The following is a 13,324-nucleotide window of genomic DNA, read 5'->3' as shown; positions in this document are numbered from 1 at the left end:
GCCCAGGTCGGTCGTGCCTCCATCCGCTTGTTCCACCATGTTCACGGGAGCCACCATGAGTGCGACCACCGCAACCGCACGCGAGCGAACGAAAGCCGCCAACCGCGCAGGATTCGGAGCCTTCATCGGCTCCACCATCGAGTGGTTCGACTTCTACATCTACGGAACCGCGGCGGCGCTCGTCTTCGACAAGGTGTTCTTCCCCGAACTCGAAGGCCCCGTAGGCACCCTGGTCGCCTTCGCCACCTTCTGGGTCGGCTTCCTCGCCCGCCCCATCGGCGGCATCGTCTTCGGCCACTACGGCGACCGGCTCGGCCGTAAGAAGACCCTCGTCATCACCCTGCTCATGATGGGGATCTCGACCACCGCGATCGGTCTGCTGCCCGGCTACGCCTCCCTCGGCATAGCCGCCCCGGTCCTGCTGGTCTGTATCCGCATGATCCAGGGCATCGGCCTCGGCGGGGAGTGGGGCGGCTCCGTCCTCATCGCCTCCGAGCACGCGCCCAAGGGCAAGTCCGTGCTGTACGCGGCGTTCGCCCAGCAGGGCTCGCCCGTCGGCAACACGCTCTCCACCCTGAGCTTCCTCGCCATCAGCCGGCTGCCTGACGACGCCTTCGTCTCCTGGGGCTGGCGGGTGCCCTTCCTCGCCTCCGCCGCGCTGGTCATGGTCGGTCTGCTGGTCCGCCTGAAGGTCGCCGAATCCCCGGCCATGGCCAAGCTCATCGAGAAGAAGGAAGTCGTCAAGCTCCCGTTGACCGAGGTCCTGCGCAGCCACCCCATGCTGATCGTCCTCGGTATCGGCGCCTGCACCATCGGCCTGTCCGCGACCTACTTCAAGTCGACGTTCGCCCTGTCCTGGGCCACCACGTCCCTGGGCTTCGACCGCAGTTCGTTCCTGACGATCATCCTCGTCGCCAACATCACCCAGATCATCGCCCAGCCCTTCGGCGCCCTCATCGCCACCCGGATGAAGAGCTGGTCCCGCGCGGTGACGGTGATGCTGGTCCCCGAACTGATCCTGATGCCCGTGATGTTCGTCCTCATCAGCACCGGGAACTACGGCCTCGCGATGCTCGGTGTCGCCGTCGCGACGATCCCGCACTGCCTCTACTACGCGGCCCTCGCCGGCATGCTCGCCAGCCGCTTCCCGGCCCATCTGCGCTACACCGGCATCTCGCTCTGCTACCAGCTGTGCGGCACCCTGCTCGGCGGGACGACCCCGATCGTCGGCCAGTTCCTGCTCAACCGGACCGGCTCCATCACCGCCGTCATCGCGTACGCGGTCTTCCAGGTGGCGCTGACCCTGGGCTGCATGCTCCTCCTCCTCAAGCGCCCCAACCACGACGAGCAGGCCGCGGAGCCGGTCACCGCGCCCCGCACCGCGCCCGTCACCGCCTGACCGCTCGAAGCCTCGGACCGGCAGACCCGCAGAACGGAGTACCGCCCATGCCGCTGACCGTGCACGGCATCCCGGAGATCCTCGCCCTCGGCGGGCGCGACCTCGGGCGCTCGGAGTGGAAGGAGGTCACCCAGGAGCTGATCGACGCCTACGCGTACGTCTCGGGGGACCACCAGTGGATCCACACCGACCTCGAGCGCGCCGCCGCCGGCCCGTACGGACGCACCATCGCCCACGGCTACATGGTCCTGAGCTGGGGCATACCGATGTTCGGCGAACTGCTCCAGGTGAGCGGAGTGGGACGGGCACTCAACTACGGGGTCAACCGGGTGCGCTACCCGGCGCCCGTCCCCGTCGGCAGCCGCGTCCGCCTGCACGCCTCCGTCACCGGGGTGACCGAGGTCGCGCGGGGCGGCGTACAGATGACGCGGGGCTTCACCTTCGAACTCGAGGGGTCCGAGAAGCCGGCCTGCGTCGCCGAGTCGCTGACGCACTTCTACCCGTAGACGCCCCCCCGACGCGTCCAGCGGCTCCGAACAGCTAGCCCGATCCTCCGCACATGACCGATTCGGATGAACGGTGATCTGGCCGGGCGACTGTCTGTGGGGTGCCGGATCTGTGCGGGGGTTGCCAACAGGGGCGGGCGGGATAACGGGAGTTCGACCCTCAGGGGCATCAAAAAGTTAATATCGACTGAGCCTCGGCGGGGGAGGGCATTGTGGCAGGCGCATCCGGTGATCATTCCACTGCCACGTTGTGGGCACTGCTCGGGGGAATCGCATCCGTGCTGTCGATCCTGACCTGGCTGGGCGCGAGCAACGCGGCGGAGCTGAAGGACCTGTTGGCCGACTCGCCCCCATCCAGTTCCAGCCCAGCCCCGTACACGCCTTCGCCGACCGTCCACACCCCCGTCAGCCCTGACACCAGTGAGGGGAGCACTGACAAGTCCGTCCCCGAGCCGACGACACCCACTCCGGATCCCACCGAAGAGGCGTTCAAAGCCATCTCGGCCGGCGACTGCCTGGCGGTCTACGACACGGGCCGCGGGGGCACCACCAGCATCGACTGGAGCGTCGATGTTCCGCCGGGCCCCGTGTCCTGCGCCGGCGAGCAGGCGCTGGTCCGGGTGACCGCCACCGACACGGCCTGCCCCACCAGCTACGGGAAGTCGTACTGGAGCTACCGGTCCGCCACCGGCAACACCACGAAGCTCTGCCTCACCCGCATCCACCACGCCGCCTACTGCATGCTCGGCCAGCAGTCCGGCGACTCGATCTCCCTCGGCGTGATGACGGCCGTGGCCTGCCGACGCGAGCCGGTGCCCGCCCCGTACAACCAGATCATGCACATCACAGGCGTCTACCGCGCCCCGGCGGGCGCCAACGCCAACAACTGCCTCTGGGCGGCAGGCGACCAGACGCGCTACTGGGCCTGGCTGGTGGACGACGGCGCCACGCTGCTGTGCACCACGATCTACCAGGGCGGCTGACCGCCAACTCAGTTCCCCCCAACCCCGGCCCAAGTGCGTTCGCGAGAAGTCCAGTTCAGCCCCGGCCGCTCACATAGGCGGAGACGATGACGTTCGCCGAGCAGGTGGGGGTGCGGGTGTCGAAGGTGCCGCCGCAGGTGACCAGGCGGAGTTCGGCGCGATCAGGGTGGTGGCTGCCGTAGGCACGGCAGGTCGTGCTTCTCCAGCGCTTCCGCCGGAGACGGAGCCGCCGCCAGGTGGTCCGGCTGGGCGTCGGGATCGGTCAGCCGGTTCAGCCTGGCCGGTACGTCGAAGCCGACCAGCAGCACCACGATCGCCGTCCCCGCGAAGGTCAGCACCGCCAGGGCCTGCCCCAGGTCCATCCCGGACGCCAGATGCGCCCCGAGCACCGGGGCCACGGCCCCGCCGAGCGCCCCCACGTTGTAGGTGAAGCCCAGCGCGGCCCCGCGGCTCGCGGTCGGGAAGTGGCCGCCGATGTACCGCGGCAGCAGCCCGGAGATGCCGAAGCTGGTCGCCTGCAGCAGGAACAGCAGACAGCCGAGCACCAGCAGGTTGTCCTTGACCGCGAAGACCGGGAAGACGAAGGCGAGCGAGGCCACCAGCGTCAGCGCGTACGCCTTCTTCGCCCCGATCCGGTCGCCCAGGAACCCCGCCGCCCAGCAGCCCACCATGGTGCCGAAGCCCGCGAAGTACAGGACGTCGGTGACCTGCTCGGTGCTGTAGCCCAGATCGGTCTTCAGATAGGTGGGCAGCAGCGCCTGGATGGGCCAGGAGTACAGGAACGCGAAGAACAGCGTCACGATCATCGATACGTACAGCAGCCAGCCGCGCCTCCCGCCGAGCTGCACCGCGAACGCCACGAGTGCGAGCCCGGCGACCACCGACAGGACCGGCACCAGACCCTCGCCGCCCGGGGTGAAGATCAGGAAGAGCGAGAGGGTGGCGGCGACGATCAGGACGGTGTTGGCCACGGCCGGCCGCGGGGTCCGGAACAACGGCCGGAACGGGTTGGGCTTCGCACCCTGGTCGGCGACGTCCGACGTCCACTCCTCGGCCTCCGGCAGGGCGCGACGCATCCACAGCGCGACCACGATCGGTATGAGGCCCAAGTAGAACATCCAGCGCCAGCCGAGCGAGGGGACCACCCAGGTGTAGACCTGCGCCGCGAGGACCGAACCGACGGAGAAGCCGGAGATCAGGAAGCCGCTGGCCCGGCCGCGCAGGCGGGCCGGCCAGCTCTCCATGACGTACGTGGCGCTGGCGCTGTACTCCCCGGCCATACCCATGCCGATGGCCAGCCGGGCGGCGAAGAGGCTGTGGTAGTTCCAGGCGAACCCGCAGGCGAAGGTGCCCAGGGAGTAGAGCAGGATGCTCAGCACCATGGAGAGCTTGCGGCCGTACCGGTCGCCGATGGCGCCCAGTACCGCGCCGCCCAGCCACCGGGTGATGAAGGCGCCGGAGATCAGGCTGGCAGCCTGGACCGTGCTCAGCCCGAACTCGTCACTGATCTCGGTGAGGACGAGCGTGATGAGGACGAAGTCGAAGCCGTCGAGGACGTAGCCGATCCAGGCGGCGAAGAAGGACTTCCACTGGGTACCGCTCACCTCGCGGTACCAGGGGAGCGTGGGAGAGGTTTTCTGCACGGTGCGCTCCATGGTGCGGGACGGCCGTCCGGTTGCCGGGGCAGCCGTCCCGCGTGGTGAGGGCTGCTCAGGGCCGGGCGAGGCCGGCGACGAAGCGGGTGGTCAGGGCGGTGGGTGCGGTGATGGCGGTACCGACCACGACGCTGTGGGCGCCGCGGGCGAGGGCCTCGGCAGCCTCCTCGGGGGTATTGATACGGCCTTCGGCGACGACCGGTACAGAGAGGACGGCCGAGAGAGATGTCACAAGGTCCAGATCCGGGCCGGTCTGCTTCGGGGACCCCGGCACATAACCGGACAGGGTCGTGGAGACGAAGTCCGCCCCCTGCCCGGCGGCCGCGACCCCCTCGGCGAGCGTGGACACGTCGGCCATGACCAGGGCGCCCGCCGCGTGCACGGCGGTGACCAGCTCGGCGAAGGTGGAGCCGTCGGGGCGGGGCCGGTCGGTGGCGTCGGCGGCGACCACGGCCGCACCGGCCTCGACGATCGCCAGGGCGTGCCGGACCGTCGGGGTGATGTAGACGCCGGTGTCGCCGTCCTTCCACAGGCCGATGACCGGCAGGTCCACGGCCTCGGTGATCGCGGCGACGACCTCGGGCTCGTCGGCGCGGATCGCGGACCCGCCGCCGGCGCCGGCCGCGAGGGCGAGGCGTACGAGGGTGGCGGTCTCCCGCATCGGGTCGCCGGGGGGCGCCTGGCAGGAGACGATCAGTCGGCCCCGGAGAGTGTCGGCGAGGTTCTGTGCGGTCATCGGGGAACTCCCGGGTGGTGGAGGGGAAGGACGGTGGTCAGGGCCGCGGCGCCCAGGACGGCGGCGTCGTGGCCGAAGAGCGGGGCCTCGGGGGTGAGCCCGCGCAGCGGTGGCATCAGCTCGGCGGCGAAGGCGGCGGCCAGCGCGTCCCCGTACAGCGCGCCGATCCGGGGGACCCCGCCGCCGACGACGACCCGGTCGGGGCCGAGCGCGTTGGCGAGACCGCCGAGGACCCGTCCGGCCGCCGCCGCGCCGGTGGTGACGGCACGTACGGCGGCGTCGTCGCCCCGGGCCGCCCGGGCGGCCACCGTCTCGAGCCGGTCCACCGGGGTGCCGGTGAGCCGCGCGTAGTGGGCGGTGATGCCAGGGCCGGAGGCGATGACCTCCAGGTGCCCGGTGGCCCCGCAGGTGCAGGGCAGTCCGGCCGCGTCCGCGCTGGGGAGATGGCCGAGGTGACCGGCGATACCGGAGGCGCCGTGCAGCATTCGTCCGTCGACGGCGAGGGCACCGCCCACGCCCGTACCGACGGCCGCGAACAGCAGCGAACCGTGGCTGCCCGGCAGGGCGGCGAGCTCCGGGCCGGCGGTGGCGCGTACGTCGTTGTCGCAGGCCACCGGCAGACCGGTACGGTCCGCGAGGCCGGCGCCGAGCGCGGTGCCCGCCCAGCCGCTGATCGAGTCGGTGGCGCTGGTGACCATGCCGCTGCGGGGATCGACGACCCCGGCGGCCGCGATGCCGAGCACCGTGGCCAGGCGGCCGGGGTCCACCACGGCCGCCGCCGCGGCGAGTGCGTCGAGCACCGCCTCGGCGCCGTCCCGGGCGGGGGTGGGCCGGGTGTGCCGGGCCAGCACCGTGCCGTCGGTGGCGAAGAGCGCGGCGGCGATCTTCGTACCGCCGAGGTCGAGGCCGATCACCACGGCCCCGGTCGCCCGCGCGCTCATCGGACCGGCGGCAGACCGGCGGCGCGCAGCCGCTCCGCCACCCGCTCGACGGACTCGGCGGACAGCGGGATCTGCGGGAAGGCGGTGGCGCCGCTGTCGATGACACCGAGCAGCCGCAGCGCCTGCTTGAAGGAGCCGAGCGCCGAGGAGCTGCGGCCCATGTCCTGCTCCGGGCCGACGTCGACCATGGCGAACAGCTCGATGAGCCGCTCCTGCTCCCGGGCGGCGAGCTCCCAGTCGCCGGCCCGCGCGGCGTCGTACAGCCGGACGTAGCCGGTCGGGTCCACGTTGCCGATGCCGGGCACGACCCCGTCGGCGCCGGCCAGCAGTGCCGCGTCCACGGTGAGTTCGGAACCGGTCAGCACACTGAAGTGCGGCACAGGACCCTGAGCCCGGCCCTCGCGCCCGCCGAGTTCCACGATCAGCCGGCGCAGTCCGCCCTCGTCACCGCTGCTGTCCTTGAGCCCGGCGAGGGTGCCCTCCTCGGCGAGCTCGCGCACCAGGGCGCCGGAGAGCTTGGAGTGCACGGCCACCGGGATGTCGTAGGCGAACAGCGGCAGGTCGACGGCGGCGCGCAGCCTGCGGAAGTGTCCGGCGATCTCCTTCGGGTGCGTACGGGTGTAGAAGGGTGCGGTCGCCACGAGGGCGTCCGCGCCGAGCTCCGCGGCGGTCCGGGCGTGCTCGGTGACCCGGGCGGTCGTCGTGTCGATGACCCCGGCGAGGACCGGGACCCGGCCGGCGGCGGCGGTGATCACGGTCTTCAGCGCGGTGGCGCGCTGGTCGTCGGTCAGATAGGCGACCTCGCTGGTCGAACCGAGGGCGAAGAGCCCGTGCACGCCGCCGTCGACGAGGTGGCCGACGAGCCGGGTCAGGGAGGCCGTGTCGACCTCCCCACGGCCGTCGAGCGGGGTGCAGACCGGCGGTACGACGCCGTGCAGCGGTGCGGTCAGGGACATGGTGAAGGGCTCCAGCTCGTTCGGTACGCCGGTCCGTCGCCCGTGGGAGAGAGGGACCGAGACATGAGACGTAAGATGTCCTATGTCTGGACTCACCTTAAACAGATGCCCCGGCGGCCGGTCAAGAGGTACCGGCGGCCGGCGACACCCCAGGAGGACCGTAGTGGCCCGCCCCACCATGGCTCAGGACATCGAGCGAAGGATCAAGGAACTGATCCTCGAACGCAGGCTCGGACCGGGCGACCCGCTGCCCACCGAGGCCGAGTTGATGGAGCTGTTCTCGGCCGGACGCGTCTCGGTGCGCGAGGCGCTCAAGGCCCTCCAGGCCATGAACGTCGTGGAGATCCGGCGCGGCTTCGGGACCTTCGTCGGCTCCCTCTCCCTGTCACCCTTCGCCGAGGGGCTGGCCTTCCGGGCCGCCGTCCGGCACGGGCAGGGTGAGCCGGGTCTGCTGGAGCTGATGAGGGTGCGTGAGGCGCTGGAGACCGGACTGGTCGGCGCGGTCACCGCCGGAGTCCCCGAGGAGGACCTGGCGGTGCTGCGGGCCCTGGTCACGGCCATGGAGGCCGAGGCCGCAGAGGGCGGCCGGGTCGCCCGGGCCACCGACCGCGCCTTCCACCTCGCGCTCTACGCCTCCCTCGACAACCACCTGCTCAGCGAGGTGCTGGACGCGTTCTGGGCGGCCATGGACCGGGTGCGTGAGGACGTCGACGACGGCCACCAGGACCCGGCCGTCACCTGTGCCCAGCACCACGAGATCGTCGAGGCGGTCGCGGCGGCCGACGGCGTGCGTGCGGTGCGCGCCATGCGCACCCACTTCGGCGGCATCCGCGAGCGGCTGGAACCTCAGCCCGCGCCGGTCTCCGCGCCCGCTTCCGCGCCCGCTTCCGTGCCCGAGTAGAGGTAGCTGCTCGCCCCCGCCAGGGTGGTGCGGCACCACGCGTCCACCGTGTCCTGGTCCATCGCCGCCCAGTCCGGGGCCTGCTCCACCTGCGCGCGGCCCAGCCTGCGGCCCAGCTCGACCAGCCGGGCCCCCTCCGGGGTACGTTCGCGGGAGTAGTGCCGCAGCGCGTCGGCGGGTGAGGCGGACGTCCGCAGCGCCTCCTCCAGGCACAGCGCGTCCTGCAGCGCCTTGACCGCCCCGCTCGCCGTGTGCGGGCGGGTGACCCCCGCCGCGTCGCCCGCGAGCAGGAACGGCGGGTCCGCGGCGCGGGGCGCGTGCAGGTCGGCGACGGGGTGGCAGGTCATCGCGGTGTGTTCGCCGCGGGCCACGATCTCCGCCCACTCCTCGGGGAAGTGCTCCTCGGCCAGCTGCCGTACGTACCCGGCTTCGCCCGGGGCCCCGTCGGGCGGTGTCGCGTAGATCGCGTACGCGAGCAGACGGCCGTCCGGTCCGGCGCCGTCGCCCCGGGGGATCAGATAGAAGATGCCGTGCCCGCCGGGGAAGCCGAGCGTGACCCAGGCGCCGCGTAGCAACTCCAGAGGCCGGCGGTGGTCCGCGAGCGCGCCGAGGGGGAGCGTGCCGCGCCATACGGCGTATCCGGCGGGGGTGGGCCGCAGGTCCGGAGCCAGGACGCGGCGGGTGAGCGACGCGTGCCCGTCGGCGCCCACGACGATGTCGTGGGCGTCCTCGCTCCCTGCCGTGCGGACGAGGGCGCTACCGGAGGGGGCCCGCCCGACCGAGGTGACGGGGCGTCCGCGGTGATGGCGGGCGCCCGCGGAGGCGGTGCGCAACGCCTGCCACAGCAGTCCCCAGTTGCAGGGGGTGACCGGGCTGGGCTGTCGCGCGAACTCACGTGCCGAGCGTCCGTCCGGCGCCCGGGTCAGCCAGACGCGGGTCGCCACGGGGGCGGTCGGCATGGCGGCGTCCAGATAGCCCGCCGTGACCAGACGCATGTGCAGGGCGGGCGGGATGACGATGCCGAGTCCCCGGTCCTGGAGCGTGCCGGTGCTGCGCTCGTACACGGTGACGTCCGCCCCCGCCCTGATGCCCGCGACCGCCATCGCGCACCCGGCGATGCTGCCGCCGACCACGCCCATCCGTAAGCCCGTTGCCGCCATGCCGCTGCCGCCTGTCCGTCGTCCCGGGAAGTGATGTCCCCCCATCGTCGCAGCCGGCCGGGTGCGGACGGGGGACAACACCGCCCTCGGGACGTGGTGTTACGGGGTCACGGTCACCGTCCGGCTGCCCGAGGCCTGCTTGCCGTCGGACCTGTAGGTCACGGTGAGCTTTGCGTCCCCGGAGGCACCCGCCGGGATCGTGACCGGGACCGTGATGTTCGCGCCCTCACCCGGCCGCGTCGCCGGGAACGCCACCTGCTTCGTCGTCCAGCCGCCGGGCACCGCCAGGTCGAGCGTTCCCGCACTGCGGGTCACGTCCATCCGGTTGACGACCCGGACGGTGACCTCCGTGGCCGTCCCCGCCTTCAGGGTGGCCGGCGGGGTGAGGGTGATGTCGGCGCAGGTGCCGCCGAGCCACGTCAGGTCGAACGAGGAGTAGCTGATGTTCTTGTAGTTGTCGCGCTCGTAGAGCAGGCCCACCCGGCCGTCCGGCAGTCGCGTCAGCGTCGAGTACGCGGCACTTCCCGGGTCGACGACCTTCCGGATCGGCCAGGTCTTCCCGCTGTCGCAGGACATCTTCACGGTGAGGTTGCTCCGGGAGGAGGTGCTCTCCGTGTTGCTGAACAGCAGCCACGAGGACTTCGGGTCGGACGCGGCGGCGTCAGGGGCGTACCGGATGACCGAACCGTTGTTCGCCGGGTCGGGCAGCTCGGTGTCCTGTGTGAACGGCGTGTAGTTCACCCCGCCGTCGGTGGAGTAGGCGATCGTCCGGTACGGCGCCGAACGGTTGTTCAGCATGATCCGGCCGTCGCTGAGCTCGACGGTCTTGTTCTCGTCCCCGCCGGGCCCGATCGGGTTGCCCGTCCTCCAGGTCGCGCCGTGGTCGTCGCTGTACGCGCTGACCGCGTAGTTGGCCCCGTTGTCGCGGATGGCGTACTGCTGGATCAGCCGCCCCTTGTACGGGCCGTTGCGTACCTGGATGCCTTCGCCGGAGGCCGCGAACATGCCGGCCCAGGCCGGGTTCTTGATCTGCTGGGTGATGCGGCGGTGGGTCCAGGTCACCCCGTCGTCGTCCGAGTAGCTGTAGTCGGCCTGGAGGACGTCCGGGTCGGTCTCGTCGTTGCCGGTGGCGGACCCGAAGAAGCCCTGGTTCACGGAGCCCGCGTAGAAGACGAAGATGCGGCCCGTCGTGCGGTCCACGAGCAGGCTCGGGTCGCCGAAGCCCTTGGGCGCGGCCTCCTTGCGGACGACCTGCTGGGTCTTCCAGGTGGCACCGCCGTCGGTGCTGCGGCGCAGCACGATCCCGAGGTTGCCGGGCAGGTCGCCGAGCGTGGGACGGGAGTCGTAGGCGGCGAGCAGGGTGCCCTTGACGGAGGTGGTCAGCGCGGGGATGCGGTAGTAGGGGGATCCGACGCCCTGGGTCGCGAGGTCCTGGGAGGTCAGTTCGCCGGCGGCGGTGGGGGCGCCGTGGGCGGTGCCTGTCGCGGTGGCCACCAGGACGGCGGCGGACAGCATGGCGACGGTGACTCTGCGCTGCATGAACGGTCTCTCTTCTCGTGAGGGGGAGAGGTACGGGGAGGGAGCGGCGCGCGGGGCGTGACGGGCCGACGCGTCAGGGGATGGAAAGGGCGCACACCCGGCTGCCGGTGTCGAAGATCTGCAGATCCTTGATCATCTTCAGGGCGATGCGGTGGTGACCCCGCTCGTCGGGCTGCAGCCCGTCGTCGTAGCGCGTCCTGGTCATGACATTGATGAGGACGGCGCCCTGACGCCGTACGGAGAACTGCAGGGCGCCGCCGCTGAGGCTCAGCGTGAGGTTCGAGGAGGGGGCGGCCGGGTCGGAGGCGCTGATCAGCGTCATCGCGTTGTCGTGGCTCGTGGTGCGGAAGGTGACGAGGATCGTTCCCGTGGAGAGCGGGGCCGGCGCCCCCACGTGGGACGACAGGTCGACGTGCTCGCCGCCGTCCAGGTCCACGGCTGTGCCGTGGTCCACCAGCGGGCCGCTGCGGGAAGCGGCGAAGGCGCGGCCGGCCGGCGGACCGGACAGGGCTGCCGCACCTGCGGCAAGAAGAAGGGAACGTCTGCGCACGGAGCCTCCTCCGGTCAGGAGCGGTCGGCCTGCTCGGTCGGCAGGCCGGCGAACAGGCAACGCACCCAGGCCAGTTGCTCGGCCCGGTGGTATTCGGTGCCGCCCTCGTGCCCGTTGAACTCGTAGACGCGTACGTCCTTGGGGCCCGCGTAACGGTTGTAGGCCGTGAAGCAGGTGGAGGGCGGGCAGATCTCGTCCGTCATCGCGATGGAGAACAGCGCGGGAGCGGTCGCGCGGGTCGCGTGGTGCGCCGCGTCGAAGTACGCCAGTGTGCGGAAGACCGGCTCGGTGCGGTCGCGGTAGAGCCGGAGGTAGGCGGCGACCTCGGTGTACGGCGGCATTCCCGCGATCCGCGCGGCCCGGGGGATGTTGCACAGGAACGGGACGTCCGGCATCACGCCGGCGAGCCCCGGCACGAGCCCGGCCACGGCCAGCGCGATACCGCCGCCCTGACTGAACCCGGTCACCACTATGCGGGCGGGATCGACCTCAGGGTGCACACGCATCGCCTCCACACAGCGGACCGCGTCGGTGAACACCCGTCGGTAGTAGTAGGTTTCGGGGCTCTCGATGCCCCGGGTCAGGAAGCCCGGCACGGCTCCGGCGGCTCCGGGGTCGGAGTCGGGTGTGACGCCGCCCGCCGCGGACCACCCCTGGCCCCGGGTGTCCATGATCAGGTGGGCGTATCCGGCGCAGGCCCACATCAGCTGTTCGTGCGCGAGCCCCCGGCCGCGTCCGTACCCGAGGAACTCGACGATGCAGCCGAGCGGTTCGGTGGCCCCGGCGGGCATGTGCAGCCAGCCGCGCACCGGGCGTCCGCCGTACCCGGGAACGCTCACGTCGTACGTACGCACCTGGAGCAGACCGCAGTCGACCTGCCTGTACCGGGGCTTGTCCTGGATACCGTCGTGCGGCGCCTCGCCGAGGGTGCCGGCCCAGAAGCCGTCGAAGCCGTAGGGCAGCGGGAGTTCGGGCCGGTAGGTGCGGCATTCCGCGAGCGTGAGATCGGCCGACGGCATGACTGTGCCCTCCTGGTGTACGGGAAGCGACAGGACAGAAGACGTCAGATGTCCTGGTGGCAACCGGACCCTAGGGAGCCTTGTGGCCGGACGTCAAGAGTGCCGGGGCTGTGGAGCCCCCGCCTGAGGGGCGGCGGGGGCGGGGGTGTGACGCTCGCGGTCAGGCCGGGCCGGCCCCGCGTGACCTGGCCTCGGCGATCCGTCGCCTGACGGGTGCGTAGTGCTCCCCGAGGGCCTGGAGGAACGCGGCGACGTCGCCCGCCCGGGCCGCGTCCACGATGTTCTGGTGGGCGGCGATCGTCGCCGTCTCGTCGGCGTGCGTGAATCCTTCGAGGTGCGGCGCGACGATCGTGTAGACGTCCCAGAAGGCCATCGAGAGCTGACCGATCAGGTCGTTGCCGAGCGGGGCCACGAGCTGGGCGTGGAAGGCCCGGTCCGCCGCGACGAAGCCGTGGCCGTCGCCCGCGCCGGTGGCGCGCATGGTCGCCACGAGGCCGTCCAGGGTGTCCAGCTGCTCGGTGCTGAGCGAGGAGATGATCCGGTCGGCCATGCCCCGCTCGAAGAGTTCGCGCACGTCGACGAGGTCGGCCATCACCTGGAAGTCGTCGTCCGGGGAGAGCAGGCCGCGGAAGGTGAGGCTCTCCACCAGCGCGGACAGGCTCAGCCGGCCGACGTACGTCCCGTGGCCGTGGCGCACCTCGACGATGTCGAGGGCGGCGAGGATCTTGACGGCCTCCCGGACGCTGGACCGGCTGGCTCCGAGTGCCTCGCACAGGGCCGGCTCGGTCGGAAGCGGGTCCCCGGGGCGCAGCCGCTCGTCGAGGATGTAGCGCTTGATGCCTTCGACGACTTCCTGTCGCAACAGGGTGCGCCCGGGGCGCGTGCCGGACATATGTGAACTCCCCACCTCTTGACCCCTCTCGATTGTCAAGCTACGTTCCCACGCTATCAAGGCATCAGACATCTGACGTCTGATGCT

The 13,324-nt window shown here is 71.5% G+C and carries 13 protein-coding genes; 4 read left to right on the top strand and 9 right to left on the bottom strand.

Translation table 11 applies throughout. The features are described 5' to 3' along the window. Positions 1-55 precede the first annotated feature (55 nt). The 3 genes from ACFYQ5_RS11295 to ACFYQ5_RS11285 all read left to right on the top strand — a co-directional run bounded on the left by ACFYQ5_RS11295 (position 56) and on the right by ACFYQ5_RS11285 (position 2,888). On the top strand, positions 56-1,399 hold the full coding sequence (locus tag ACFYQ5_RS11295) for an MFS transporter (RefSeq protein ID WP_389196355.1): 1,344 nt from the start codon (positions 56-58) through the stop codon (positions 1,397-1,399). Positions 1,400-1,446: 47 nt separating this feature from the next. Next, a complete protein-coding gene (locus ACFYQ5_RS11290) occupies positions 1,447-1,905 on the top strand; it encodes a MaoC family dehydratase (protein WP_389196354.1) in 459 nt (152 codons plus the stop codon). Positions 1,906-2,183: 278 nt separating this feature from the next. Beyond that, complete coding sequence (locus ACFYQ5_RS11285; protein ID WP_389196353.1) at positions 2,184-2,888, top strand: hypothetical protein; 705 nt, start codon at positions 2,184-2,186, stop codon at positions 2,886-2,888. A gap of 161 nt (positions 2,889-3,049) precedes the next feature. Here ACFYQ5_RS11285 and ACFYQ5_RS11280 read toward each other — a convergent pair whose 3' ends face one another. The 4 genes from ACFYQ5_RS11280 to ACFYQ5_RS11265 are packed head-to-tail and all read right to left on the bottom strand — an operon-like array spanning position 3,050 to position 7,176. Further along, positions 3,050-4,543 (bottom strand): sialate:H+ symport family MFS transporter, encoded by a 1,494-nt coding sequence (locus tag ACFYQ5_RS11280; protein ID WP_389196351.1) that lies wholly within the window; start codon positions 4,541-4,543, stop codon positions 3,050-3,052. A gap of 55 nt (positions 4,544-4,598) precedes the next feature. Then, positions 4,599-5,279 carry an N-acetylmannosamine-6-phosphate 2-epimerase gene (locus ACFYQ5_RS11275; RefSeq protein ID WP_389196349.1) on the bottom strand — a complete coding sequence of 227 codons (681 nt, stop codon included), beginning with the start codon at positions 5,277-5,279 and terminating at the stop codon, positions 4,599-4,601. Continuing rightward, a complete protein-coding gene (locus tag ACFYQ5_RS11270) occupies positions 5,276-6,220 on the bottom strand; it encodes an ROK family protein (protein ID WP_389196347.1) in 945 nt (314 codons plus the stop codon). The genes ACFYQ5_RS11275 and ACFYQ5_RS11270 overlap by 4 nt, the downstream gene beginning before the upstream one ends. Further along, on the bottom strand, positions 6,217-7,176 hold the full coding sequence (locus ACFYQ5_RS11265; protein ID WP_389196345.1) for a dihydrodipicolinate synthase family protein: 960 nt from the start codon (positions 7,174-7,176) through the stop codon (positions 6,217-6,219). The genes ACFYQ5_RS11270 and ACFYQ5_RS11265 overlap by 4 nt, the downstream gene beginning before the upstream one ends. A 163-nt stretch (positions 7,177-7,339) precedes the next feature. On the opposite strand from ACFYQ5_RS11265, the gene ACFYQ5_RS11260 reads away from it, so the two are divergent. Beyond that, positions 7,340-8,077, top strand: coding sequence for a FadR/GntR family transcriptional regulator (locus ACFYQ5_RS11260; protein ID WP_389196343.1), 738 nt, complete (start codon positions 7,340-7,342; stop codon positions 8,075-8,077). On the opposite strand, the gene ACFYQ5_RS11255 is transcribed toward ACFYQ5_RS11260, so the two are convergent. The 5 genes from ACFYQ5_RS11255 to ACFYQ5_RS11235 all read right to left on the bottom strand — a co-directional run bounded on the left by ACFYQ5_RS11255 (position 8,023) and on the right by ACFYQ5_RS11235 (position 13,237). Then, positions 8,023-9,237 carry an FAD-dependent monooxygenase gene (locus ACFYQ5_RS11255; protein WP_389196341.1) on the bottom strand — a complete coding sequence of 405 codons (1,215 nt, stop codon included), beginning with the start codon at positions 9,235-9,237 and terminating at the stop codon, positions 8,023-8,025. The two genes, ACFYQ5_RS11260 and ACFYQ5_RS11255, sit on opposite strands and share 55 nt — an antisense overlap. Before the next feature lie 99 nt (positions 9,238-9,336). After that, positions 9,337-10,776, bottom strand: a complete 1,440-nt coding sequence (locus ACFYQ5_RS11250) for an exo-alpha-sialidase (RefSeq protein WP_389196340.1) — start codon at positions 10,774-10,776, stop codon at positions 9,337-9,339. A gap of 73 nt (positions 10,777-10,849) precedes the next feature. Beyond that, on the bottom strand, positions 10,850-11,326 hold the full coding sequence (locus tag ACFYQ5_RS11245) for a hypothetical protein (protein ID WP_389196338.1): 477 nt from the start codon (positions 11,324-11,326) through the stop codon (positions 10,850-10,852). A gap of 14 nt (positions 11,327-11,340) precedes the next feature. Next, entirely contained in the window at positions 11,341-12,345 is a 1,005-nt protein-coding gene (locus ACFYQ5_RS11240) for an acetylxylan esterase (protein ID WP_389196336.1), read from the bottom strand. Positions 12,346-12,505: 160 nt separating this feature from the next. Then, positions 12,506-13,237: a FadR/GntR family transcriptional regulator gene (locus ACFYQ5_RS11235; RefSeq protein ID WP_389196334.1), complete on the bottom strand. Its 732-nt coding sequence runs from the start codon at positions 13,235-13,237 to the stop codon at positions 12,506-12,508. Positions 13,238-13,324 lie beyond the last annotated feature (87 nt).

It is taken from the genome of Streptomyces sp. NPDC005794 (genome assembly GCF_042871445.1).
Lineage (GTDB): Bacteria > Actinomycetota > Actinomycetes > Streptomycetales > Streptomycetaceae > Streptomyces.
This window is presented reverse-complemented; position numbering and strand designations above follow the sequence as displayed.